The following is a 24,339-nucleotide window of genomic DNA, read 5'->3' as shown; positions in this document are numbered from 1 at the left end:
CGTAGTGACGAGTCGGGGTGTCATACTCAACGTGGGAGGTGTTGATGGTGATACCACGAGCTTTTTCTTCTGGCGCGTTATCGATCTGGTCGAAAGCACGTGCAGAACCGCCGTAGGTTTTAGCCAGAACGGTGGTGATCGCTGCAGTCAGGGTAGTTTTACCGTGGTCAACGTGGCCGATAGTACCAACGTTAACGTGCGGTTTTGTACGTTCAAATTTTTCTTTAGACACGGCTATATTCCTTACTATAGCGCTCTCCCCTTCTGGAGAGAGCACGGGACTTTGGTTTTAACCCTGCGGCTTATTTGCCACGGGCTTCGATTACGGCCTGAGCGACGTTGTTCGGTGCATCATCATACTTCAGGAATTCCATGGTGTATGATGCGCGACCTTTAGTCAGAGAACGCAGCTGAGTTGCGTAGCCGAACATTTCGGACAACGGTACTTCAGCGTGGATCTTAACGCCAGTCACTTCAGATTCCTGACCGCGCAGCATGCCGCGACGACGGCTCAAGTCACCGATAACGTCACCGGTGTTCTCTTCTGGAGTCTCAACTTCAACCTTCATGATAGGCTCAAGCAGAACTGGTTTCGCTTTCTTAAAGCCTTCTTTAAAGGCGATAGACGCGGCCAGTTTAAACGCCAGTTCAGAGGAGTCAACGTCGTGGTAAGAACCGAAGTGCAGACGAATACCCATGTCTACTACCGGGTAACCAGCCAACGGACCAGACTTCAGCTGCTCCTGGATGCCTTTATCAACGGCAGGGATGTATTCGCCAGGAATTACGCCGCCTTTGATGTCGTTGATGAACTCGTAACCTTTCGGGTTAGAGCCCGGCTCCAGTGGGTACATGTCGATCACAACGTGACCGTACTGACCGCGACCACCAGACTGCTTGGCGTGCTTACCTTCAACATCGGTAATCTTCGCGCGAATCGCTTCGCGGTAAGCTACCTGAGGTTTGCCCACGTTAGCTTCAACGTTGAATTCACGCTTCATGCGGTCAACGATGATGTCGAGGTGCAGTTCACCCATACCGGCGATGATGGTCTGGTTAGACTCTTCGTCAGTCCATACGCGGAATGACGGGTCTTCTTTAGCCAGACGGCCCAGAGCCAGACCCATTTTTTCTTGGTCAGCTTTGGTTTTTGGTTCAACGGCGATAGAGATTACCGGCTCAGGGAATTCCATACGCTCCAGGATGATTGGAGAGTCTGGATCACACAGGGTGTCCCCGGTGGTCACGTCTTTCAGACCGATCGCAGCGGCGATGTCGCCTGCGCGAACTTCTTTGATCTCTTCACGCTTGTTGGCGTGCATCTGAACGATACGGCCGAAACGCTCGCGCGCAGCCTTAACGGAGTTCAGCACGGTGTCGCCGGAGTTAACAACGCCGGAGTACACGCGGAAGAAGGTCAGGTTACCCACGAACGGGTCGGTAGCGATTTTGAACGCCAGCGCAGAGAACGGCTCGTCATCACTTGCGTGACGCTCAGCCGGAGTATCTTTGCCATCGTCCAGGATACCGTTGATCGCAGGAACGTCAGTTGGTGCCGGCAGGTATTCGATTACCGCATCCAGCATCGCCTGTACGCCTTTGTTCTTGAACGCAGAACCACAGGTAACCAGGATGATTTCGTTGTTCAGCACGCGCTGACGCAGAGCGGATTTGATTTCTTCCTCGGTCAGCTCTTCGCCGCCCAGGTATTTTTCCATCAGCTCTTCGGAAGCTTCCGCAGCGGACTCGATCAGGTTCTGGCGCCATTCTTCAGCCAGATCCATCATGTCAGCCGGCACGTCTTCGTATTCGAAGGTTACGCCTGCGTCTTCTTCGTTCCAGTTGATCGCCTTCATCTTCACCAGGTCGATAACGCCGGTGAATTTGTCTTCTGCGCCGATAGCCAGCTGCAGAGGAACAGGGTTGGCGCCCAGACGAGTTTTGATCTGGCCTACAACTTTCAGGAAGTTAGCGCCCATACGGTCCATTTTGTTAACGAACGCGATACGTGGCACTTTGTATTTGTTAGCCTGACGCCATACGGTTTCAGACTGTGGCTGAACACCACCAACAGCACAGTAAACCATTACCGCGCCATCCAGCACACGCATGGAACGTTCTACTTCGATGGTGAAGTCAACGTGCCCTGGGGTGTCGATGATGTTTACGCGATGCGGTTCGAACTGCTTGGCCATACCAGACCAGAAGGCAGTAGTCGCTGCAGAAGTGATGGTAATACCACGCTCCTGCTCCTGTTCCATCCAGTCCATGGTGGCAGCGCCGTCATGAACTTCACCGATTTTGTGGTTTACACCGGTGTAGAACAGAATACGTTCGGTAGTGGTGGTTTTACCGGCGTCGATGTGAGCACTGATACCGATGTTACGGTAGCGTGCAATGGGTGTTGTACGAGCCATTTGATTCCTCTATTCCTAGGGCGTTCAAGTTCAGTTAACCCAAGCGGGCCGATTTGACGCGCCCGCTTGGTTAGCATGACTACAGCCGGATGATTACCAGCGGTAGTGGGCGAACGCCTTGTTGGCTTCGGCCATACGGTGAACGTCTTCACGCTTCTTAACAGCAGAACCTTTGTTCTCTGCTGCGTCAGACAGCTCGTTCGCCAGGCGCAGAGCCATGGATTTATCACCGCGTTTACGTGCAGCATCAACGATCCAACGCATTGCCAGAGCATTACGACGAACCGGGCGGACTTCAACTGGTACCTGATAAGTAGAACCGCCAACGCGACGCGACTTAACTTCTACAGTCGGGCGAACGTTGTCGAGAGCGACTTCGAAAGCTTCCAGGTGATCTTTACCAGAACGCTGAGCCAGGGTCTCCAGCGCGGTATAGACGATTGCTTCTGCAGTAGATTTTTTACCGTCTACCATCAGGATATTTACAAATTTGGCCAGCAGCTCAGATCCGAACTTAGGATCTGGCAGGATTTTACGTTGGCCGATTACGCGACGACGTGGCATGGAAATACTCCGTTGTTAATTCAGGATTGTCCAAAACTCTACGAGTTTATTTTGACATTAAAGTTAAAACGTTTGGCCTTACTTAACGGAGAACCATTAAGCCTTTGGCTTCTTCACGCCGTACTTGGAACGAGCTTGCTTACGGTCTTTAACACCGGAGCAGTCAAGTGCACCACGGACGGTGTGGTAACGCACACCTGGCAAGTCTTTTACACGACCGCCACGGATCAGGATTACGGAGTGTTCCTGCAGGTTGTGGCCTTCGCCACCGATGTAGGAAGTCACTTCGAAACCGTTGGTCAAACGCACACGGCAAACTTTACGCAGTGCGGAGTTTGGTTTTTTCGGGGTAGTGGTATATACGCGGGTGCATACGCCACGTTTCTGCGGGCAGGCTTCCAGCGCTGGAACGTTGCTTTTAGCAGCCTTCACAGAGCGTGGTTTGCGAACCAGCTGGTTAATTGTTGCCATTAAAAAAGCTCCTGGTTTTTGCTTCGTACTAGCTTCGTAAACATGTGATAAATCCCCTCGTATGCACTACTGGCAAAGTACGAGGACGCAGAATTTTATGGCTGACCAGTATGGGTGTCAAGAAATATACAACATCACTCTCATCACCAGGCCATTTGGCTGCGGTGTTGTTCGGTTAATTCAACGAAGTGATTATAGCCGACGACAGTGATTTTGTGCGAAAAATGACCAACCAATCCCCGAGCTTCCAGGTCGTCCTGCAGCGCATAAAGGGATATGGGGGCGGCGAGCAGCAATTCAAGATGAGCGCTGCCGGCAAGGCCTGCCAGCACGCCGTCCTGCAGCAGCAACAGCGCGTCGCCCTGCGCCGTCAGGCGCAGCAGCGCAGGCAGGTCACATTGGTTTGGCGAATGGCTCAGGGTATACAGCATCAGAGGATCCTAAAACGTCATCACGGCGTCGTAGCCGTCCAGTTCGCGGCGCAGCTCGTCCGGCGCCAGCACCTCGGCGTCCAGCACCCAATCGGTCACCTGGCTCAGTCCGCGTTCCTGCAGTGAAGCCTGGCACAGATAGCACCGCTCCACGTCATACAGCGGCAGCACGCCAAAGGTGGCAATGTAATTGCGCGCCAAAATCTTTTCCGGCTGTTGGCCCGGCAACAGCTGCAATACGCCATCGCCGACAAAAAACACCCCCACATCTTCACTGAGCGCCGACGTGGCGAGCAGCGCATCCAGCCCTTCCCTGCCGCTGGCGCCGCCGTGCGGCCCATGGGTGAAAACAAAAGCGACTCGTTTCATCCTATCCTCAGAACTGCACCAGACGGTCGCAACTTAGCGACGCTTCGGCCAGGGAACCCAACCCGCTCAGGGTAAAACCGGGCTGCAGGTTGGCGCTTGCCAGCCCCTGCTGCGCCGCCTCCTGCTCGTCGGTGACGCCGCGGCGCAACGCGGCGGCCACGCAGACGTTGAGCGCCACGCCGTGTTGCTGAGCCAGCTGCGCCCAAGCGCGCACCAGGTCGAACTCATCGCTGGCGGGCGCGGTCAGCTGGTTGGCGTTCAACACCCCTTCACGGTAGAAAAAGACGCTGGAAAGCCGGTGTCCTTTCGCCAGCAGGGCCTGAGCGAACTGATAGGCGCTGCTGGCCTGCTGCGTGCCGTAAGCCGGACCGGTGACCAACAGACAATAATCGAGCATCAACGGTCGCTTCCCAACAGATCGCCGCTCTTGAACTGGCGGATGTACAAATACACGGTGTGTTTGGAGATATTCAGGCGATCCGCCACCTGATTGATCGCATCCTTGATGTCGAAGATGCCTTTCTCATAGAGGTTTAGCACTACCTGGCGGTTCTTGGCGTTATTGGATACCGAGCGATCGGCATTCACCTCTTCGATGGTGAACTCCAGCGTCTGCGCCACCAGATCGTCGACTGAAGACGCGAAATTCACCGACGACGGCACGTCCTGCGTGGCCGGCGGCATAAAGGTCTGCATGATCTGCGAGAACGGCACATCGAGGTTCATGTTGATGCACAGCAGGCCGATTACCCGCTGTTCGCGATTGCGAATGGCGATGGTCACCGACTTCATCAGCACGCCGCTCTTGGCGCGGGTGAAGTAGGCTTTCGACACGCTGCTGTCGTCGCCGGCCATGTCGTGCAGCATGCGCAGCGCCAGGTCGGTGATCGGCGAACCGATTTTACGCCCGGTATGTTCCCCGTTGGCGATGCGCACCGCCGAACTGTTCAGGTCTTCCAGCGCGTGCAATACGATCTCGCAGTGGCCGCCGATCAACATCGCCAGCCCATCGACCACCGCTTCATAGGATTTCAGGATTTCATGATCCGTTTGAGTAAACGGACGTTCATTCAGCAAATCAAGTTCGCTGGCTTCGCTGGATAAAAGCGAATTCGACATCGAAGATACCACCCTCATAGATCGCCTGTGCCAGGGGGCGCAGCTAAAACCGCTCGGACCGGATCGCTGCCGTCGTCGGCACGCCGCAGCGCGGCTGGCTGAGAGCAGCATAAACGGCACGATGACATCCGCGGGCGAGGCGGCCGGGAACAATTTTAGGTACACGCCCTAAGGGGCAGACGCATGACTGATAAGTCAGAATTATTAGTCTAGCAAAGCGGCCGGAGCAAAGTCCTTGCGTTTGCGCGTGGTATTGACGTTAAGCCCGATGCCCGGCAGGCGTCAAGCGTTCAATGGAGAGAGAAGCGGCGGCGGTCGAAATGAAAACCGCCGCGGAGGGCATCCGCGGCGGTGGCAAACAGAGCGACGAGATTATTTCGCTTTAGCGTCTGCTTTCGCGTCAGCCGATTTTTCGGCTTTAGCGTCGGCTTTCGGCGCCGCTTTCACGTCCAGCAGCTCAACGTCGAACACCAGCGTGGAGTTAGCCGGGATGCCCGGAACGCCGGTTTTGCCGTAGGCCAATGCCGGCGGGATCACCAGCTTGATTTTGCCGCCTTTCTTGATGTGCTTCAGGCCTTCGGTCCAGCCCGGGATCACGCCATCCAGACGGAACGACAGCGGCTCGCCGCGGGTGTAGGAGTTATCGAACTCAGTACCGTCGGTCAGGGTGCCTTTGTAGTTTACTACCACGGTGTCGCTGTCTTTCGGCGCTTCACCCGCGCCCGGTTTCTCTACCTGGTACAGCAGGCCGGATTCGGTTTTCTTCACGCCTTTTTCTTTCGCGAAGCTGTCGCGGTACTTGGCGCCTTTGGTTTCGTTGTCCTTGGCGTCCTGTTCCATCTTCGCCTGAGCGGAAGCCTTCACGCGCGCTTCGAAGCCCTGAAGGGTCTTCTCGATGTCGGCGTCGTTCAGCTTGCTCTTGTTGGCGAACGCGTCCTGAACGCCGGCGATCAGCTGATCTTTGTCCAGCTTGATGCCCAGCTTCTCTTGCTCTTTCAGAGAGTTGTCCATGTAACGGCCGAGAGAGGCGCCCAGTGCGTAAGCGGCTTGCTCGTCGTCGTTTTTGAACTTGCCGGTGCTCGGTGCTGCCGCCGCGTCCGCTGGTTTAGCGGCTTCTGCCGGTTTGGCGGCATCGGCTGCCATGACCTGGGTCGCATTCAGAGCAAAAGCCATGGTGGTTGCCAGAAGCGTGACTTTAAACAAAGATTTCATCCATTTCTCCAGTGTCTGAAGCAATGCCCCAAACAATCATTAGGTAAGATAACCGGGCTACTATAGCTGCCTGAAACAAAACAAAACAGTCGCACAGGTAACCAATCGAGTCAAAGTGTGACTCCCGCTTTGCCAAGAAGTTTCCCTCTGTGTGCTACTCGCATGATAAATCAGATTTTTCTTGCAGAATATTCGGCGAGGTTAGCAAAAAACGGCGTATCGGGCGTGCAACTTTTCAGCACTTTACACTGCCGATCGCAACGTTGCGCGCCACCTGGAGAAATAGCGCGAGCAAACCCGGCATCAGCTGTTACCATAGCGCCGAATCAGGATTTTATCGCGTCAGAGGTAGCCTCATGCACAACGCCGACATTCAACGCCTGCTACAGCGGCTTGAAGAACTGGAGAGCCGCCAGGCCTTCCAAGAGCTCACCATCGAAGAGCTCAACCAGACCGTCATCCAGCATCAAATGGAAATGCTGAAGATGCGCGAACACCTGCGCATGTTGACCGACAAGCTGCGCTCGACCCAAACCTCAATGATCGCCTCGCAATCGGAAGAAACCCCTCCGCCGCACTATTGAGGGCCCGCTGCGCGGTTATTTCAGGCGTGCCAGCCCGTCGACGGCACGCTCGAGATAGCGGCGCGGGCACCCCAGGTTGATGCGGATAAAACCGCTCCCCTGCGGGCCGAAACCGCTGCCCATCGACGGCGCCAGCTTCGCCACCGCCACCAGCGCCTGCTGTAAGTCAGCATCGTTCAAACCCAGTGCACGGCAATCCAGCCAGGCGAGATAAGTCCCTTCAGCCTGGGTCATCGTGCACCAGGGCGCGGCGGCCGCCAGCGCCTGCTCAAACCAGCGCCGATTCTCCGCCAGGTAGTCGAGCAGCTCATCAAGCCAGGCAGCGCCCCGTTGATAGGCCGCGGTCGCCGCCATCATCGACAGCGCGTTGAATACATCCAGCCCGTGGGCGTTCAGCCGATCGACAAACGCCTGCCGCAGCCGGGCATTGGGGATCAGGAAATTCGAAATGCGCAGCGAAGAGAGTCCGAAGGTTTTGCTGGCGGACGTCGCCGCAATCACCCGCTCGCGATATTCCTCGTCCAGATGCAACACCGATGTAAACGTCTCGCCGGGCAGCAGCAGATCGGCCCAAATTTCATCGGAGATCACCGTGACATCGTGGGCGTGGCAGATCGCCATGAGCCGCTCCAGTTCCTCGCGGCGCCAGCAACGGCCGGTCGGATTGTGCGGATTGCACAGCAACAACAGCGGCGGTTTGCGCTGCGCCAGGCAGGCGGCCAGCCGGTCGAAATCGATCCGGTATCCCTGCGGGGTTTCCAGCAGCGGATTTTCAATCACCTCTCTGCCGTTCATGGTGACTATCTTGGCGAACGAGCCATAGTACGGCCCCTGCACTACCACGCCGTCCCCCGGCTTGCTGAGCAGTTGGATCAGCATCGCCAACCCCGGCACCACCCCTTCAATCGACGTGAACCACTCGCGCCGCAGCGGCAGGTCGTGCCGCTTGGCAAACCAGTCGATCGCCGCCTGGTAGTAGGCGTCGTCGCGTTCGCTGTAGCCAAAGACGCCGTGGTCCACCCGCTGATGCAGCGCCTGTTGCACCTCCGGCGGACATGGAAAGTCGAAATCGGACACCCACATCGGCAACAATTCGCTGCCGTCCAGTTGCAGATAGCGGTCGATGAAGTCCCACTTCACGGAGCCGGTATTGTGGCGATCGATGATGGCGTTGAAATGACTCGTCATGTCAGGCTTCCTTACGCTGCAAGTCGTTCTGAGGTTGGAGTTTGGCGATACCGAAGCCGGTGAAGCCATAAATCAGGGCGAACACCACTGCGACATAACATTGGATCGCCCACGGCAGCAGATCGAGCGTGCTCACTCCCAGCGTGGTCGCCATGTAAATACCGGCGGCCGTCCACGGGATCAGCGGCTCGATGACGGTGCCCGCATCTTCGACGGTGCGCGACAGGTTTTTGTTGTCCAGCCCCATGCGTCGATAGGCCCCTTTGAACAGCTCCGCCGGGATCAGCAGCGCCAGCTTGCCGTCGCTGGTCGCGCCGGTCACCAGGATGGTGGTGGCAACGGTAGCGGCGATCAGCTGGCCGGTGGTGTGCACCACTTTCAGCAGCCGGCTGATGATCACCGTCAGCGCGCCGGTCAGCGTCAAGGCGCCGGCGAAGGAAAAGGCGCAGAACACCAGCAGGATCGTACTCATCATCGAGAACATGCCGCCGCGGTTCAGCAGGCGCGGCACATCGGCGACGATCCCTTCAACGTTATGGCCCTGGCTGGCGAACATCGACAGATTGAAACCGTCCATCAACGCATTCAGCCCCTGTTGCAGGCTAAAACCCTGCAGCGCGACGCCGATGGCGATCGCCAGCGCGCAGGCGGCCAGCATGACGGGGATCACCGGCCGTTTGGTCACCGCGCCCCACAGCACCAGCACCGGCGGCAGGATCAACAGCAGATTGAAATGGTACAACCCCTCAAGCGCGCTGACGATTTCGGTCACTTTTTCCGGCGTTGCCACGCTGCCCACCGCGCCGGTGTGGCCGGCGATCAGGTACACCACGGCGGCCAGGATGAAACTCGGCAGCGTCGTGTACATCAGATGCTGGATATGGCTGTAGAGATCGGTATCCGCGACGATAGCCGCGAAGTTCGTCGAATCGGACAACGGGGAAATTTTGTCGCCGAAGTAGGCGCCGGACACCACCGCCCCGGCCGCGGCGGCCAGCGGCACGTCCAGACCGGCGGCCACGCCCATCAGCGCCACGCCCACGGTGCCGGCCGCCCCCCACGAGGTACCGGTGCACACCGAGATCACGCTGGTGATGAAGAACGCGGCGATCAGAATGTATTGCGGGCTAATCAGCTTCAGCCCCCAATACACCATGTAAGGGATTGTGCCGCTGATCATCCAGGTGCCGATCAGCCCGCCCACGCAGATCAGGATCATGATCACCGGCATTGCCTTAGCCAGCTTGGCCACGATGGCCCCGATGATGTCATCCCAGCGGTAGCCTTGCCACCAGGCCAACGCGGCGGCGATGGCGGCGGAAGCCAGCAGCAGCGGTTCAATGCGCAGGCCAAACTGGCCATAGCCGATGATGAGCAGCAACAGCATGGCCACAATCGGCAGCGTCGCCAGCCCAAGGTTGAGCGTTTTCTTATTATCCATATACGGCTCCTGTTGAAGAGGGGGTACTGCAACAGCGTAATGGCTTCGGTAATCGGAGGATGTGAGCGCAGGCCACTGGCCATGTAATCGGTTTCATGAGATGGCGTTATGTGAGCCGCCTCTCATTCGCCGCGCTTGCTTTGCTCAGTCCTCTCACCATCGGCGACGGAGTCTCGCAGGATAAGTTCGGCCGAAAAGCGGTTGTTCTGCGGCGCGACGTCGCTGCCGCTGTGGATTTGTAGCGCCAGACGCGCGGCGCGGCGGGCCATTTTTTCGATGGGGTAATGCACGGTGGTCAACGCGGGGTGGAGATATTTCGCCAGGGCAATGTCGTCAAAACCGACGATTGACAGCGCTTCAGGCAACTGAACTTGCCGTTGGTGGCAGGTGCGCATCATGCCGGCGGCCATCACGTCGTTGAACGTCACTGCGGCGGTGAAGCGTTGGTCGCTGGCCAGAACGCGCTCGGCCGCCAGTTCGCCCCCTCTTTCATTGAAGGGCACGCTGATGATCCAGCTGCCGGGCACCTCAATGCCGCCGGCGGCCATGGCCTGGCGGTAACCCGCTAACCGCTGCGCGCGGTCGTCGATCGGCAGATCCGTCGTCACGCAGGCGATTCTCCGATGCCCCTGACGAATGAGCAGCTTGGTCGCCGTCTGCGCCGCATTGGCGTTGTCGAGCCAGATGCAACGGTTGGCGATGGCGGGCAGGTAACGGTTGATCAGCACCAGCGCGGGCGTGTGGGCGGCGTAGCGCAGCAGCTCCTCCTCCCCCATGCGCGTGACGTGCGCCACGATGGCTTCGCATCCCTGATTGATGAGAAAGTCGAGGCCGCTTTTTTCCAGTTCGGCCTGATGCCCGCCGCTGCACAACATCAAACGCACGCCGGCCTGTCGCGTGATGTCTTCCACGCCCCGCGCCAGGCGTGAAAAAAACGGATCGTCGAGGTTGCCGGTCAGCAACCCCAGCATATTGCCGCTTCTTTTCGCCAGCGCCAGCGCGGCGGCGTTGCGGTGGTAGTTAAACTCGCGCATCGCCTTCTCGACGCGTTCGCGGGTCACCGGTTCAACGTAGGCGGTATTATTGATCACCCGGCTGACGGTGGCCGTGGAAACGCCGGCGCGCCGCGCAACGTCTTTCATGGTGGCCATGGCATGTCCTGTTGTGCCGTTCGGCGCCCGGTGCGCCGCGCATAAAAAAGGGCAGCCGATGGCCGCCCTCTTGTCTCGTGATCGCGTTCTGCTTAGTGGCAGCCGCAACCGCCGTTACCGCAACCGCCTTTACCGTGGTCGTGACCATGGTCGTGATCGTGGCTGTGGCCGTGACCGCCGCAGCAGCCTTCACCGTGTTCGTGGTGATGGTCGTGCTCGCCGTGTACGTGACCGTGCGCCAGTTCTTCTGCGGTCGCTTCGCGGATCGCGACAACTTCCACGTTGAAGTTCAGGTTTTGGCCGGCCAGCATGTGGTTGCCGTCAACCACCACGTGGTCGCCGTCAACTTCGGTGATTTCAACCGGTACCGGGCCCTGATCGGTGTCAGCCAGGAAACGCATGCCGACCTGCAGTTCGTCAACGCCCATGAAGACGTCTTTCGGTACGCGCTGCACCAGGTTTTCGTCGTAGTTGCCGTACGCGTCGTTCGCGCCGACGTGAACGTCAAAACGATCGCCAACGTCGTGGCCTTCGAGCGCTTTTTCCAGACCTGCGATCAGAGAACCATGCCCGTGCAGATAGTCCAGCGGTGCGCTCACCGGAGACTCATCAACCAAAACACCGTCTTCTGTACGTACTTGGTAAGCCAGGCTGACCACCAAGTCTTTTGCTACTTTCATGATATCTCCTACCGTTGGCTACTAGGACGCGCACCGTTATCGGGATGCGCGCCTTTTCCGGACAGATTGTAACGGAAATCTGCCTCGCTGTACCCTCCGGGATAAAAAAACGCTACTTCGGCTGAAAAATGCCGATCACCTGCTCTTGCGGGCGAACGTGTTTTTCCACCTGTTGCTCGGTCTGGCGCTGGTGATGGCCGCACTTGACGCACTCCACCACTTCCACCTGATCCTCCCGCCACACCGCCAGCGTATCCATGGCGCTACAGCTTGGGCACACCGCCCCGGCGATAAATCTCTTACGTGTTGCAGACATCGTTATGCTCCCGCTTATTCGTATTCATCCCAGCCGTCAAACTGGCGACTTTCTTTTTGCATTTCGCGATGGAACAGCTCTTCCAGCTCGCGCCGCGCCTCTTTCACGCGGGAAATTTGCGCCACGTCGCCCTGATGCGGCGGCATCAGTTCACGCAGCATGCGCATATCCAGGCGGCGGAAATGCTGCTGGGCACGGAAGGCCTGATGCGGGTGCATGCCCAACTCCATCAACGCCTTGCGCCCCAGTTCCAGCGCGCTGGAGAAGGTTTCGCGGCTGAACTGTTTCACGCCCGCCTGCAGCAACTCATGCGCCTCCACGCGGCCGCGTGCCCGCGCCAGAATACTCAGATTCGGGAAGTGCTGCTGGCACAGCCGCACGATCTCCATGGTGTCTTCCGGCTCATTGCAGGTGATCACGATCGACTTGGCCTTTTCGGCGCCCGCCGCGCGCAACAGCTCCAACTCGGTGGCGTCGCCGTAATAAACCTGATATCCGTAACGCCGCAGCACCCCGACGGCGCTGACGTCGCGTTCCAGTACGGTAATGCGCATTTTGTTGGCCATCAACAGGCGGCCGATCACCTGGCCGAAACGCCCGAAGCCAACGATGATCACCTGAGGATCGTCGTCCTCTACGTACGGCGTCTCCTCGTCTTCGCCTTTGGCGTTATAGCGGCGCGCCAAAATGCGGTCGATGGCCTGCATGAGTAACGGTGTGGTCATCATCGACAGCGTCACTACCACCAACAGCAAAGAGAGTTGATCCGGCTGCAGCACCTTTTGCGCGCCCGCCGCAGAAAACAGCACGAAGGCAAACTCACCGCCCTGGCTGAGCACGCCGGCAAACTGCAGGCGCACCGAACTACGCAGGCCGAACAGGCGCGACACGCCGTAGAGCACGCCGGATTTCACCGCCACCAGCGCCAGTACGCCGATCAACACCTCGGCCAGATGGGTGTAGAGCACGCCGATATTCAACACCATGCCCACCGAGATAAAGAACAGTCCCAGCAGCAGCCCTTTAAACGGCTCGATGGAGATCTCCAGTTCGTGGCGGTATTCGCTCTCCGCCAGCAGCACGCCGGCAATGAAGGTGCCGAGCGCCATCGACAGGCCAAGCGTCTCCATAAACAGCGCCGAGCCGAGCACCAGCAACAGCGCCGCGGCAGTGAAGATCTCGCGCACGCCGGAAGCGGCGATATAGCGGAACAGCGGCCGCAGCAGGAAGCGGCCGCCGATCAGCATGCCGCCGAACGCCGCCACCTTGAGCGCGATCTTCGCCCAGTCGTCGCTGGTGCCGCCGGCGCCGGCCAGGATGGGGATCAACGCCAGCGCCGGGATCACCGCCATATCCTGGAACAGCAGCACCGAGAAACCCAGCTGCCCGCCTTCGTTGCGATTCATGCCCTTTTCGCGCATCAGCTGCAGCGCCATGGCGGTGGAAGACATCGCCAGGCCGATACCGCCTATCACCGCCGCCTGCCAGGCGAAGTGCGTCAGGTACAACAATGCGCCCAGCACCGCCGCGGTGATCAACACCTGGCCGGCGCCGGCGCCGAAGATCGAGCGCCGCAGCTCCCACAGCTTGCTGGGGTTCAGCTCCAGGCCGATGATGAACATCAGGAACACCACGCCCAACTCGGAGAAGTGCAGGATCTCGTCAACGTCGCGAATGAAGCCCAATCCCCACGGGCCGATGGCGATACCGGCGATCAGATAGCCCAGCACCGCGCCGATCCCCAGACGGCGGGCAATCGGCACCGTCACCACCGCGGCGAACAGGAACAGCAAAATGGCGGTCAGTAAGGTCGATCCTTCCATGATCATCGTCCTCCGTGCGGCAGCGGGTGGCTCAGCCAGTCCCCGTAGGCGTCCGCATGGCTGCGCAGCACCTCCGGCTTTTGCCGCCGCGCCCAATACACCACGAACGGCGTCAACCAATGCATATGGCACATCCCGGCGGTCAGCTCGAACGGCCGCAGGATATCTTCCATCGGATAGTGGTTATAACCGCCGGTACGGTAGGCGCCTTCCGGCTCGCCGGTGGTGATCACCGAGCGCCAGTATTTGCCCGCCAGCGCATTGCCGCCCACGCCGCTGGCGAAGCCGCGCGCCAGCACGCGATCCAGCCACTCCTTCAGCAGCGCCGGGCAGCTGTAGGTATAAAGAGGATGCTGAAACACGATGACCTGGTGCTCACGCAGCAGCTGTTGTTCGTGATGGATATCGATAAAAAAATCAGGATAGTGCGCGTAGAGATCGTGCACGGTGACATGTTCCAACTGCTGCGCCGGTCGAAGCAAAACCCGGTTCGCCACCGAGTCATGAGATTCCGGATGGGCATACAGCAGCAAGACCTTGGGCGGCTGCGACATCATTCCCCTCCAAAGCGTCGTCAGGGTAGCGGTTTTCCGTTACCATGCATCGCAAAGACAAAAACAGCGCGCGGTGCGCGTTCTGTTACCTTAATGATAATTTAACATACTCTGAACATACGGCGCTTTATGATTGTATTCTCCTCGCTACAAATCCGACGCGGCATTCGCGTCCTGCTGGACAACGCCACGGCGACGGTTAATCCCGGTCAGAAGGTCGGCCTGGTGGGCAAAAACGGCTGCGGCAAATCCACGCTGCTGTCGCTGCTGAAGGGCGAGATCGCGGCGGACGGCGGCAGTTTCACCTTCCCCGGCAACTGGGCGCTGGCCTGGGTCAACCAGGAGACGCCGGCGCTGGATGTGCCGGCGATCGAGTATGTTATCGACGGCGACCGCGAGTTTCGCCAGCTTGAAGCCGAGTTGCAGACGGCCAACGATCGCAACGACGGCCACGCCATCGCCACCCTGCACGGCAAGCTGGACGCCATCGACGCCTGGACCATCCGTTCCCGCGCCGCCAGCCTGCTGCACGGCCTCGGCTTCTCCAACGAACAACTGCAAAGCCCGGTACGCGACTTTTCCGGCGGCTGGCGCATGCGCCTCAACCTGGCGCAGGCGTTGGTGTGCCGTTCCGATCTGCTGCTGCTCGACGAACCGACCAACCACCTGGATCTCGATGCGGTGATCTGGCTGGAGCGCTGGCTGAAAAGCTATCCCGGCACGCTGGTGCTGATCTCGCACGACCGCGACTTCCTCGATCCGATCGTCGACAAGATCCTGCATATCGAACAGCAGACGATGAACGAGTACACCGGCAACTACTCGTCGTTCGAACGCCAGCGCGCCACCAAGCTGGCGCAGCAGCAGTCGCTGTATCAGCACCAGCAAGAGAAAGTGGCGCACCTGCAAAGCTATATCGACCGTTTCCGCGCGCAGGCCACCAAGGCCAAACAGGCGCAGAGCCGCATCAAGATGCTGGAGCGCATGGAGCTGATAGCCCCGGCGCACGTCGACAACCCGTTCACCTTCAGCTTCCGCCCGCCGGAAAGCCTGCCGAACCCGCTGCTGCGCATGGAAAAAGTCAGCGCCGGGTATGGCGATAAAGTGATCCTGAAGTCAATCAAGCTGAACCTGGTGCCCGGCTCGCGCATTGGCCTGCTCGGCCGCAACGGCGCCGGGAAATCGACGCTGATCAAACTGCTGGCCGGCACCCTGGAGCCGCTGAGCGGCGAGATCGGCCTGGCGAAAGGCATCAAGCTGGGTTACTTCGCCCAGCATCAGCTGGAATTTTTGCGCGCCGACGAATCGCCGCTGCAGCACCTGAGCCGCATCGCCCCAAGGGTGCTGGAGCAGCAGCTGCGCGACTATCTGGGCGGTTTCGGCTTCCAGGGCGACAAGGTCAGCGAAATGACCGAGCGTTTCTCCGGCGGCGAGAAGGCGCGGCTGGTGCTGGCGCTGATCGTCTGGCAGCGCCCGAACCTGCTGCTGCTCGATGAACCGACCAACCACCTGGATCTCGACATGCGTCAGGCGCTGACCGAGGCGCTGATCGATTTCGAAGGCGCGTTGGTGGTGGTATCGCACGACCGTCACCTGCTGCGCTCCACCACCGACGATCTGTACCTGGTGCACGATGGCCAGGTCGAGCCTTTCGAAGGCGATCTCGACGATTATCAGCAGTGGCTTGTCGACCTGCAGCGCCAGGAAAGCCAGCAGGACGCGCCGGAAAAAGAGAGCGGCGGCAACAGCGCGCAGGCGCGCAAGGATCAAAAACGCCGCGAGGCGGAGTTCCGTACGCAAACCCAACCGCTGCGCAAGCAGATCGCCAAGCTGGAACAGCAGATGGAAAAACTGGGCGCCGAACTGGCGGCGGTGGAGGAACAGCTGGCGGATCCCGCGCTGTACGACATCAGCCGCAAGGCCGAGTTGACCGACTGCCTGCAAAAGCAAAGCCAAGCCAAATCCGCGTTGGAAGAGACGGAAATGACCTGGCTGGATGCGCAGGAACAGCTGGAGCAGTTAACGCAGGCGTTCGAAGCCTAAGCCTCAGGCCTTGTAAAAAGGTTTATCCCCCAGAATGGTCGCGCGGTGCATGATGCGCCGCTGCGGCAGATAATCCGCGTTGGCGTAGTGCTGCGTCACGCGGTTATCCCAGATCGCCACGTCATTTTCCTGCCAGCGCCAGCGCACCTGAAACTCCGGCTTAGTGATGTGAGCGAACAGGAAATTCAGTAAAGCATCGCTCTCCTTCGGCGCCACATCCACGATCCGCGTGGTGAACCCTTCATTGACGAACAGCGCCTGTCGGCCGCTGACCGGGTGAGTGCGCACCACCGGATGCAGCAGCGGCGGGTTTTTCTGCACCGCCAGTTGCCAACGCTGGTGTTCTTCTTCGCTACCGCGATGCTTGTGCTCCGGGAACGACTTGGTGAAGTCATGCTCTGCGTGCAACCCCGCGAGCAGCGTTCTGAACGGCGCCGACAGCGCTTCGTAGGCCGCGATGCCGCTGGCCCACAGCGTATCGCCGCCGGTGGCAGGCAAGGTCTTGGCCGCCAGGATCGCGCCCAGCGGCGGGTTCTCGATAAAGGTCACGTCGGTGTGCCAGTTGTCGTTGTCCGGCGGATTGTCGTCGTGAGTATCGAGCACGATGATCTCTTCCACGTCGGTGGCGTGCGGATAGACCGGATGGATATGCAGATCGCCGAAGCGCCCGGCCAGATCGCGCTGCTGCAACGGCGTGATCGGCTGGTTGCGGAAGAACAGCACCTGATGCTTGAGCAGCGCATGATAAAGCTGTTCAAACTGGCCATCGCCCAACGGCCGGGCCAACTCGACATTTTCCACCAGCGCCCCGATGTAAGGCCCCAGCGGGGTGATATTCAGACGTTCGTTCATTGCTGTACTCCATGCCACGGGGTCAATCGGCGCTGCAGGGCGCGCAGCCCCAGCTCCAACCCAAATGCAATCACCGCAATCACGCCGATGCCGGCCAGCACCACGTCGGTCGCCAGAAACTCACCGGCGGATTGCACCATAAATCCCAGGCCGCGCGTGGCGGCGATCAGTTCGGCGGCCACCAGCGTCGACCAGCCGACGCCCAGCCCAATGCGAATGCCGGTCAGGATCTCCGGCAGCGCGCTCGGCAGTACCACGAAACGCAGCACCTGCCAACGCGTGGCGCCCAACGCGCGGGCGGCGCGCACTCGTACCTGTGCCACGCTGCGCACGCCGGCCACGGCGGAGAGCGTCACCGGCGCGAAGATCGCCAGATAAATCAGCAAGATTTTCGAGGTCTCGCCGATGCCGAACCAAATCACCATCAGCGGCAGATAGGCCAGCGGCGGGACCGGACGATAGATCTCAATCAGCGGATCGAGGATGCCGCGCACCGTGTCGTTCAGCCCCATGGCGATGCCCACCGGAATGCCGACGATCACCGCCGCCAGCAGCGCCACCAAAATGCGCCCCAGGCTGGCCGCCAGATGCTGCCACAGCGTGGCGTCCATAAAGCCTTGCGGGCTGGCGATGGTGATCAGCTGATGTAATACCTGCTGCGGCGCCGGTAGGAACAGCGGGCTGATCAGCTGCAGCGCCGTCACGCCCCACCAGACGATCAACACCGTCAACAGCGTGGCGCCGCTCAACCAAACGTTGCGCGGCACGCTGAAACGGCGCGCCGCTTTGCCCTGCGGCTGGGCTGCAGCCTTCAGAGTGGAATGCAGGCTCATAGCAAGGCCTCGCGCTGTTGGAAAACTTTGCCCAGCACGTATTCGCGCTGCGCGATAAATTCAGGATCGGACTTGATGGCGCGGCAGGCTTCGCCGTCGGCATAGCGCTGGCCGAAGTTCAGCGACAGCCGCTCCACCACCTGCCCCGGCCCCGGCGACAGCAGTAACAGTTCACTGGCGAGGAACACCGCCTCTTCGATATCGTGGGTGATCAGCAGCACCTGTTTGCCGGTATCTCGCCAGATGGTCAACAACAACTCCTGCATCTGCTCGCGCGTGAACGCGTCCAGCGCGCCGAACGGTTCATCCAGCAACAGCAGACGCGGATCGGCGGCCAGGGCGCGAGCGATGCCGACGCGTTGGCGCATGCCGCCGGAAAGCTGCCAGATGAAATGCCGCTCGTAACCGGCCAGACCGACGCGCTGCAACATCTGCTCCGCCACCTGGCGGCGCTGCGCCTTGCCGACGCCGGCCAGCTGCAGGCCGAACTCGACGTTGTCCACCACGTTACGCCACGGCAGTAAGCCCTCATGCTGGAACACCACGCCCCGTTCGGCGCTTGGGCCATGAACGGACGTTCCATCCAGCGTGATGCTGCCAGCTGAAGGCTCGATAAACCCGGCGATTAAATTCAGCAGCGTGGTTTTGCCGCAGCCCGACGGGCCGAGCACCACCACCAGTTGCCCGGCGGCGATCTGGAACGACACGTCACGCAGCGCGGGCCGCCCCTGATACTCTGCTGAAAGATGGCTGACGTTTAGCATCCTGCTTCCTTACGACTGCGGCGCAGCCTGCACCTGTTTCACAAAACGGTCGGTGACGTAAGCGCTGTAGTCGCTGTCGACCTGCGGGATCTTGCCCTGCTGCTTGAGGAATTCGGCGGTATCGCGGATTGCCTTGTCCACCGGCTGGCCGAGTTGGGCTACCTGATCGGCCACCGGCAGATAACGGTTCCCCTTCACCAGTTCCGGCACCTGCGCTTCCGGCACGCCGCTCAGGCGCGCCAGTGTGCTGAGATGGCTCGGATCTTTCAGCCACTGTTCCGGTGCCGCCAGGTAGGCCTTTTGCGCCTGCAGGGCGCTGGCGGCAAAGGCGGTTACTACGTCGGGATGTTTCTCTGCGAAGTCTTTGCGCACCACCCACACGTCCAGCGTCGGCGAGCCCCATTCGCCCACCTGCGCGGAGTCGGTCAGCACCTTGCCCTGTTTGGCCAGTTCGTTGACCACCGGCGCCCAGACGTAAGCGCCGTCGATGTCGCCGCGCTGCCAGGCGGCGGCGATGGCCGGCGGCTGCAGATTGAGGATCTTCACCTGCTCCGGCTTGATGCCCCAATGTTTGAGCGAAGCCAGCAGGCTGTAATGGGTGGTGGAGATAAACGGCACCGCGATGCGCTTGCCGATCAGATCCTGCGGGCTTTTGATGTCATTCTTCACCACCAGCGCTTCGGAGCTGCCGAGCTGCGAAGCGATGAGGAACACTTCGATGGGGAGTTTTTGGCTGGCGGCCACCGCCAGCGGGCTGGAGCCGATATTGCCGATCTGCACGTCGCCGGAGGCCAGCGCGCGCAGCACGCTGGAACCGCTGTCGAACTTACGCCAGTCGACGGTCGCGCCGGACTGTTTGGCGAAGCTGTTTTCCGCCTGCGCCACCTTGGCCGGCTCCGCCGACGTCTGGTACGCCACGGTCACGTCCACCGCGTAGGCGCTGGCCGCGCTGAGCGACAACGCCAGCAGCGCCGCGTTGCGTAAAGAAAAGAGTTTGCCCGCCATGTTCCGCTCCGTTGATAAAAATCTGTTCAGTTGCTGACAGTTTTATCTGAGCGGTGACGGGCGATAAAAGAATAAAAAAGTCTTCTTTATTACCTTAGGTAATATTAAAGCGGATCACAGCGCGATCGTCCCGTGCAAGAACACGTGAGCGTAGCCGCCTAGCAGCGTGCGGTCCCCTTGCAGTTCGCAGAACAGCTCGCCGCCGCGCGCCGAAATCTGCCGGGCGTGCAACCGATGGCGGCCGAGACGCGCCGTCCAGTAGGGCATCAGCGTGCAGTGCGCGGAGCCGGTCACCGGATCCTCGCCGCCGTCGAGCGTGAAATAGCGCGAAACGAAGTCCACGGTGTCACCCGGCGCGGTGACGATCACCGCGCGGCCGGCCAATGCGATCAGCGCCGGGATGTCCGGCCGCAGCGCGCGCACCTGCGCCTCGTTTTCAAGCACCACCAGCAGCGCTTTCGCCTGCCACACTTCCTGTGGCTGCACGCCCAGCAGCGCCGCGAGGCCCGCCGGTTCGGCGACTTTCTGCGGCGGCCTGGCGGGGAAATCAAGCACCAGCCGCTCCCCGTCCCGCTCATCGCGCTTGACGAACAGCTCGCCGCCGGCCGATCTGAAGCGAATATCCTTCAGCGCCGGGTTAACCGCGCTGAACATCACATGCGCCGCCGCCAGCGTGCCGTGGCCGCAAAGATCGACCTCGCGTTCCGGGGTAAACCAGCGGATGGCGGTCATATCGCCGTCATCCCAGACAAAGCTGGTTTCCGGCAGGCCGATCTCGTTAGCGATCGCCTGCAGCCGCTCCGTCGGCAGCGGCTGCGTCAGCAGGCAGACCCCGGCCGGGTTGCCGCGCAACCCCTCACCGGTAAAGGCGACCACGTGATAATAGTTTTCCGCCATCGTTCCGCTCCTTAATGCCAAATCAGTAATACACAGGCTGCAGTCAGCAGCCCCATGGAAACGTTGAAGATAATCCAGGCCTTTTTGCTGCGCAGCAGGCGGCCGAGCACCGTGCCGAACGCCAGCCAGATAATGCCGGCGACGATGTTCACCACCACAATGCCCAGCGCGATCGCCGCAATGGAACCGTTGTACTTATCGCCCGCCAGGCTGAAGCTCGCCACCGCCCCCAGCGCCATCAGCCAGGCTTTCGGGTTGAGGAACTGCAGCAGCCAGCCCTGATACAGCCGCACCGGCTGCGGCGGCGCCACGTCGGTTTCCAGCTTTTCATAGGCGGCGGTGGCCACTTTCCACGCCAGCCACAGCAGGTACAGGCTGCCGAGGATTTTCAGGATCAGGTGCAGCGACGGGTAGACCAGGATCAGGCTGCCGACGCCGAACGCCACCAGCAGCAAGATGCTTTGCATGCCGAGCATGATGCCGACCATCAGCCACAGCGATCGCATAAAGCCGAAGTTAGCGCCGGAGGTGGTCAGCAGCAGATTATTGGGGCCAGGCGTGATGGCGGCGACCCACAGGAAGCCCAGCATCGAAAGGAATAAACTCGGTTCCATGGCACGGGTGCTCCTCACCCAAGGCGCTTTTTTGCAGTATCATTGATAATTCTTGGTATTGAAGCTAACAGTGCGCTAGGGATCTCACAATAGCCGCCCACAACATTTTACTCAGCCTATGCCTAACACCTTTCGCCCTCTGACAGGGGCCAGTAACCCGCACCTGCAAACGCTGTTGCCGCGGCTGGTGCGCCGCCGCGTGTTATTGAAACCGCATTGGCAACGGCTGGAATTGCCCGACGGCGATTTCGTCGATCTCGCCTGGAGCGAGGATCCGGCGCAGGCGCGCGACAAACCGCGTGCAGTGCTGTTTCATGGCCTGGAAGGCAGCTTCTACAGCCCCTACGCACACGGCCTGCTCAACGCCTGGCGCGAGCGCGGCTGGCTCGGGGTGGTGATGCACTTTCGCGGCTGCAGCGGCGTACCCAACCGCAAGCAGCGCATCTACCACTCCGGTGAAACCGAAGACGCGCGCTTCTTTCTGCGCTGGCTGCGCGACAGCTACGGTGAGGTGCCAACCGCGGCGGTAGGCGTTTCGCTCGGCGGCAACATGCTGGCCTGTTATCTGGCGCAGCAAGGCGCCGACAGCCTGCTGCAGGCGGCGGTGGTGGTCTCGGCGCCGCTGATGCTGGAACCCTGCGCCTACCGCATGGAGCAAGGCTTCTCCCGCGTTTATCAGCGCTACCTGCTGGGGCAGCTGAAACAAAACGCCACCCGCAAGCTGTTGCACTACCCGGACACTCTGCCGCTCAAACTGTCACAGCTGAACGGGTTGCGACGCATTCGCGAATTCGACGACGCCATCACCTCGCGCATTCACGGCTTCAGCGACGCCACCGACTATTATCGCCGCTGCAGCGCCCTGCCGCTGTTGCCGTCTATCCAGACGCCGCTGCTGATCATCCATGCGAAGGACGACCCTTTCATGACCCCTGAGGTGATCCCCGACGTCGCCGGCCTGCCGCGCAATATCGAATATCAGCTGACTGAGTTCGGCGGCCACGTCGGCTTCGTCGGCGGCACGCTGAAAAAACCGCACATGTGGCTGGAGCATCGCATTCCGGCCTGGCTTTCCCCTTATCTGGACATTCCGACGTGATTATTCCCTGGCAAGAACTGGCAACCGACACCCTGAACAGCCTGATCGAATCCTTTGTGCTGCGCGAAGGCACCGATTACGGCGAACACGAACGCTCGCTGGAGCAGAAGGTGGAGGACGTGCGCCGCCAGCTGAAAAACGGCGAAGTGGTGCTGGTGTGGTCGGAACTGCATGAGAGCGTCAACATCATGCCGCGCGGCCAATTCCGCGCCGGGCAGGAAGAAATTTAGTGGCGCCCGGTTCTATGACTGACGGAAAAAATCAGGTAACAATGGGACATTGCAAACCAGCACGCGCCATTTTTTCCTGACATAGAGAGCGTCAACAAGAGCCACAATAATCCCCTGACGCCGGCGCATTCAACACGGAGTGACAACCATCATGTCTGCCAAACATCCCGTTATCGCGGTGACCGGTTCCAGCGGCGCCGGCACCACCACCACCAGCGTGGCGTTCCGTAAAATCTTCCAGCAGCTCAAGATCCGCGCCGCCGAGCTGGAGGGCGACAGCTTCCACCGCTATACCCGGCCGGAAATGGACGCGGCGATCCGCAAGGCGCGCGATCTGGGCAGACACATCAGCTATTTCGGCCCCGAGGCCAACGACTTCGGCCTGCTGCAGCAGAGCTTTATCGACTACGGCAAAAACGGCACCGGCCGTTCGCGCAAGTACCTGCACACCTACGACGAAGCGGTGCCCTACAATCAGGTGCCGGGCACCTTCACCCCGTGGGAGCCGCTGCCGGCGCCGACCGACGTGCTGTTCTACGAGGGGCTGCACGGCGGCGTGGTTACTGAGCACCATGACGTGGCCAAACACGTCGATCTGCTGGTCGGCGTGGTGCCGATCGTCAACCTGGAGTGGATCCAGAAGCTGATCCGCGATACCGGCGAACGCGGCCACTCCCGCGAAGCGGTGATGGATTCGGTAGTGCGCTCGATGGAAGACTACATCAACTACATTACGCCGCAGTTCTCGCGCACCCACATCAACTTCCAGCGCGTGCCGACGGTGGACACCTCCAACCCGTTCGCCGCCAAGGCCATTCCCTCACTGGATGAAAGCTTCGTGGTGATCCACTTCCGCGGGCTGGACCAGATCGACTTCCCCTACTTGCTGGCGATGCTGCAGGGATCGTTTATCTCGCACATCAATACGTTAGTGGTGCCGGGCGGCAAAATGGGGCTGGCGATGGAGCTGATCATGGCGCCGCTGGTGCAACGGTTGCTGGAAGGCAAGAAGATCGAATAAATGCGTTGAGCGCGGCGCCGGCCGCGCTCCGCCTCGATTACGCCGGTTGGCGGATCTCGAAGCTGTGGGTTACCGTGGCGGCCTTGTTGAGCATCAGCGCCACCGAGCAGTATTTCTCCGCCGACAGGTTCACCGCACGTTCGACGATCTTGTCGGTCAGATCCTGGCCGGTCACGATGAAGTGCAGGTTGATATGGGTGAACAACCGCGGGGCTTCTTCGCGGCGCTCGGAGGTCAGCTTCACCTCGCAGTCGCGCACGTCGTTGCGCCCCTTTTGCAGGATGGATACCACGTCGATCGCGCTGCAGCCGCCCACCGACATCAGCACCATCTCCATCGGGCTGGGCGCTTTATCACCGGCGTTGCCGTCCATCAGCACCTGGTGGCCGGAGGCCGATTCACCCAAAAACGTTAACCCTTCCACCCATTTAACTCTTGCCTGCATTCTGGTCACTCCGGTTGATTTCTTAAAATCAGAGTACGCTTTCGCATAGAAACAGGCAACGTAACCTGATGCTAATCATGCTGAAGCGAGACAACACGAGACACCCGCCTTACTCTGTGCTACAAACAGAGCCGCAATAAATCTTTCCGGGACACTGCATTTCAGGGAAACGCCCAGAGAAAGGCTCCTTTACCGGTATGTTAACAGAATGTAGCT

28 protein-coding genes are annotated in these 24,339 nt (G+C 60.0%); 5 read left to right on the top strand and 23 right to left on the bottom strand.

What is annotated here, in order from left to right; genetic code table 11:
• The 9 genes from GT753_RS22245 to fkpA form a co-directional block, all read right to left on the bottom strand.
• Window positions 1-232: GTP-binding protein (locus GT753_RS22245; RefSeq protein ID WP_032439543.1), on the bottom strand; the 232-nt coding region annotated here is incomplete at its 3' end.
• A 70-nt stretch (window positions 233-302) separates the two neighbouring features.
• Window positions 303-2,417: an elongation factor G gene (fusA, locus tag GT753_RS22240; RefSeq protein WP_004930429.1), complete on the bottom strand. Its 2,115-nt coding sequence runs from the start codon at window positions 2,415-2,417 to the stop codon at window positions 303-305.
• Window positions 2,418-2,510: 93 nt separating this feature from the next.
• Entirely contained in the window at window positions 2,511-2,981 is a 471-nt protein-coding gene (gene rpsG / locus GT753_RS22235; protein ID WP_004956203.1) for a 30S ribosomal protein S7, read from the bottom strand.
• Window positions 2,982-3,077: 96 nt separating this feature from the next.
• Window positions 3,078-3,452, bottom strand: a complete 375-nt coding sequence (rpsL, locus tag GT753_RS22230) for a 30S ribosomal protein S12 (protein ID WP_004930426.1) — start codon at window positions 3,450-3,452, stop codon at window positions 3,078-3,080.
• Between the two features lie 143 nt (window positions 3,453-3,595).
• The gene (tusB, locus tag GT753_RS22225; protein WP_004930424.1) at window positions 3,596-3,883 is read right to left on the bottom strand and encodes a sulfurtransferase complex subunit TusB; all 288 of its coding nucleotides are present in this window, start codon (window positions 3,881-3,883) and stop codon (window positions 3,596-3,598) included.
• A gap of 9 nt (window positions 3,884-3,892) precedes the next feature.
• Window positions 3,893-4,252 carry a sulfurtransferase complex subunit TusC gene (gene tusC / locus GT753_RS22220; protein WP_044029960.1) on the bottom strand — a complete coding sequence of 120 codons (360 nt, stop codon included), beginning with the start codon at window positions 4,250-4,252 and terminating at the stop codon, window positions 3,893-3,895.
• Between the two features lie 7 nt (window positions 4,253-4,259).
• Entirely contained in the window at window positions 4,260-4,649 is a 390-nt protein-coding gene (gene tusD, locus GT753_RS22215; protein WP_075684680.1) for a sulfurtransferase complex subunit TusD, read from the bottom strand.
• The gene (locus GT753_RS22210; RefSeq protein WP_004930418.1) at window positions 4,649-5,371 is read right to left on the bottom strand and encodes a transcriptional regulator; all 723 of its coding nucleotides are present in this window, start codon (window positions 5,369-5,371) and stop codon (window positions 4,649-4,651) included. The genes tusD and GT753_RS22210 overlap by 1 nt, the downstream gene beginning before the upstream one ends.
• 372 nt (window positions 5,372-5,743) lie before the next feature.
• Entirely contained in the window at window positions 5,744-6,583 is an 840-nt protein-coding gene (gene fkpA, locus GT753_RS22205) for an FKBP-type peptidyl-prolyl cis-trans isomerase (protein WP_015379270.1), read from the bottom strand.
• Between the two features lie 356 nt (window positions 6,584-6,939).
• Here fkpA and GT753_RS22200 point away from each other — a divergent pair, with 356 nt between their 5' ends.
• Window positions 6,940-7,167 (top strand): SlyX family protein, encoded by a 228-nt coding sequence (locus tag GT753_RS22200; RefSeq protein ID WP_004930414.1) that lies wholly within the window; start codon window positions 6,940-6,942, stop codon window positions 7,165-7,167.
• Window positions 7,168-7,182: 15 nt separating this feature from the next.
• On the opposite strand, the gene GT753_RS22195 is transcribed toward GT753_RS22200, so the two are convergent.
• From GT753_RS22195 to kefG, 7 genes are all read right to left on the bottom strand, one after another.
• On the bottom strand, window positions 7,183-8,355 hold the full coding sequence (locus GT753_RS22195) for a MalY/PatB family protein (RefSeq protein WP_160125958.1): 1,173 nt from the start codon (window positions 8,353-8,355) through the stop codon (window positions 7,183-7,185).
• A gap of 1 nt (window position 8,356) precedes the next feature.
• Window positions 8,357-9,796: a Na+/H+ antiporter NhaC gene (gene nhaC, locus GT753_RS22190; RefSeq protein WP_015379272.1), complete on the bottom strand. Its 1,440-nt coding sequence runs from the start codon at window positions 9,794-9,796 to the stop codon at window positions 8,357-8,359.
• A 122-nt stretch (window positions 9,797-9,918) separates the two neighbouring features.
• Complete coding sequence (locus GT753_RS22185) at window positions 9,919-10,947, bottom strand: LacI family DNA-binding transcriptional regulator (RefSeq protein WP_015379273.1); 1,029 nt, start codon at window positions 10,945-10,947, stop codon at window positions 9,919-9,921.
• Between the two features lie 92 nt (window positions 10,948-11,039).
• Window positions 11,040-11,627 carry a peptidylprolyl isomerase gene (gene slyD, locus GT753_RS22180; protein ID WP_004930407.1) on the bottom strand — a complete coding sequence of 196 codons (588 nt, stop codon included), beginning with the start codon at window positions 11,625-11,627 and terminating at the stop codon, window positions 11,040-11,042.
• A gap of 112 nt (window positions 11,628-11,739) precedes the next feature.
• The gene (locus GT753_RS22175; protein WP_015379274.1) at window positions 11,740-11,943 is read right to left on the bottom strand and encodes a YheV family putative zinc ribbon protein; all 204 of its coding nucleotides are present in this window, start codon (window positions 11,941-11,943) and stop codon (window positions 11,740-11,742) included.
• Between the two features lie 14 nt (window positions 11,944-11,957).
• Window positions 11,958-13,766 carry a glutathione-regulated potassium-efflux system protein KefB gene (gene kefB, locus GT753_RS22170; protein ID WP_015379275.1) on the bottom strand — a complete coding sequence of 603 codons (1,809 nt, stop codon included), beginning with the start codon at window positions 13,764-13,766 and terminating at the stop codon, window positions 11,958-11,960.
• 2 nt (window positions 13,767-13,768) lie between these two features.
• Entirely contained in the window at window positions 13,769-14,320 is a 552-nt protein-coding gene (kefG, locus tag GT753_RS22165; RefSeq protein WP_004930395.1) for a glutathione-regulated potassium-efflux system ancillary protein KefG, read from the bottom strand.
• A 129-nt stretch (window positions 14,321-14,449) separates the two neighbouring features.
• Between kefG and GT753_RS22160 the strand changes: the two genes are divergently transcribed.
• The gene (locus GT753_RS22160; protein WP_075684678.1) at window positions 14,450-16,363 is read left to right on the top strand and encodes an ABC transporter ATP-binding protein; all 1,914 of its coding nucleotides are present in this window, start codon (window positions 14,450-14,452) and stop codon (window positions 16,361-16,363) included.
• Between the two features lie 3 nt (window positions 16,364-16,366).
• Here GT753_RS22160 and tauD read toward each other — a convergent pair whose 3' ends face one another.
• The 6 genes from tauD to GT753_RS22130 all read right to left on the bottom strand — a co-directional run bounded on the left by tauD (window position 16,367) and on the right by GT753_RS22130 (window position 21,328).
• Window positions 16,367-17,215 carry a taurine dioxygenase gene (gene tauD / locus GT753_RS22155; RefSeq protein WP_075684677.1) on the bottom strand — a complete coding sequence of 283 codons (849 nt, stop codon included), beginning with the start codon at window positions 17,213-17,215 and terminating at the stop codon, window positions 16,367-16,369.
• Window positions 17,212-18,048 carry a taurine ABC transporter permease TauC gene (gene tauC, locus GT753_RS22150; protein ID WP_033631937.1) on the bottom strand — a complete coding sequence of 279 codons (837 nt, stop codon included), beginning with the start codon at window positions 18,046-18,048 and terminating at the stop codon, window positions 17,212-17,214. Before tauC ends, tauD begins: the two co-directional genes overlap by 4 nt.
• The gene (gene tauB, locus GT753_RS22145) at window positions 18,045-18,812 is read right to left on the bottom strand and encodes a taurine ABC transporter ATP-binding subunit (RefSeq protein ID WP_048326303.1); all 768 of its coding nucleotides are present in this window, start codon (window positions 18,810-18,812) and stop codon (window positions 18,045-18,047) included. Before tauB ends, tauC begins: the two co-directional genes overlap by 4 nt.
• Window positions 18,813-18,821: 9 nt before the next feature.
• A complete protein-coding gene (tauA, locus tag GT753_RS22140) occupies window positions 18,822-19,817 on the bottom strand; it encodes a taurine ABC transporter substrate-binding protein (protein ID WP_004930383.1) in 996 nt (331 codons plus the stop codon).
• 114 nt (window positions 19,818-19,931) lie between these two features.
• Window positions 19,932-20,714: a PhzF family phenazine biosynthesis protein gene (locus GT753_RS22135; RefSeq protein WP_004930381.1), complete on the bottom strand. Its 783-nt coding sequence runs from the start codon at window positions 20,712-20,714 to the stop codon at window positions 19,932-19,934.
• An 11-nt stretch (window positions 20,715-20,725) separates the two neighbouring features.
• Window positions 20,726-21,328, bottom strand: a complete 603-nt coding sequence (locus tag GT753_RS22130; RefSeq protein WP_004930379.1) for a LysE family translocator — start codon at window positions 21,326-21,328, stop codon at window positions 20,726-20,728.
• A gap of 118 nt (window positions 21,329-21,446) precedes the next feature.
• Between GT753_RS22130 and GT753_RS22125 the strand changes: the two genes are divergently transcribed.
• The 3 genes from GT753_RS22125 (at window position 21,447) to GT753_RS22115 (ending at window position 23,678) form a co-directional block, all read left to right on the top strand.
• Window positions 21,447-22,427, top strand: a complete 981-nt coding sequence (locus GT753_RS22125) for a hydrolase (RefSeq protein ID WP_015379282.1) — start codon at window positions 21,447-21,449, stop codon at window positions 22,425-22,427.
• Window positions 22,424-22,657 carry a YheU family protein gene (locus tag GT753_RS22120; RefSeq protein ID WP_004930376.1) on the top strand — a complete coding sequence of 78 codons (234 nt, stop codon included), beginning with the start codon at window positions 22,424-22,426 and terminating at the stop codon, window positions 22,655-22,657. The genes GT753_RS22125 and GT753_RS22120 overlap by 4 nt, the downstream gene beginning before the upstream one ends.
• A 151-nt stretch (window positions 22,658-22,808) precedes the next feature.
• Window positions 22,809-23,678 (top strand): phosphoribulokinase, encoded by an 870-nt coding sequence (locus GT753_RS22115; protein ID WP_075684676.1) that lies wholly within the window; start codon window positions 22,809-22,811, stop codon window positions 23,676-23,678.
• A gap of 37 nt (window positions 23,679-23,715) precedes the next feature.
• On the opposite strand, the gene GT753_RS22110 is transcribed toward GT753_RS22115, so the two are convergent.
• Window positions 23,716-24,123, bottom strand: coding sequence for an OsmC family protein (locus GT753_RS22110; protein ID WP_004930372.1), 408 nt, complete (start codon window positions 24,121-24,123; stop codon window positions 23,716-23,718).
• Between the last annotated feature and the right edge of the window lie 216 nt (window positions 24,124-24,339).

The sequence above is a fragment of the Serratia sp. Z4 genome, from assembly GCF_009900725.1.
In the GTDB taxonomy this organism is placed as follows: Bacteria; Pseudomonadota; Gammaproteobacteria; order Enterobacterales; family Enterobacteriaceae; genus Serratia; species Serratia nematodiphila.
This window is presented reverse-complemented; position numbering and strand designations above follow the sequence as displayed.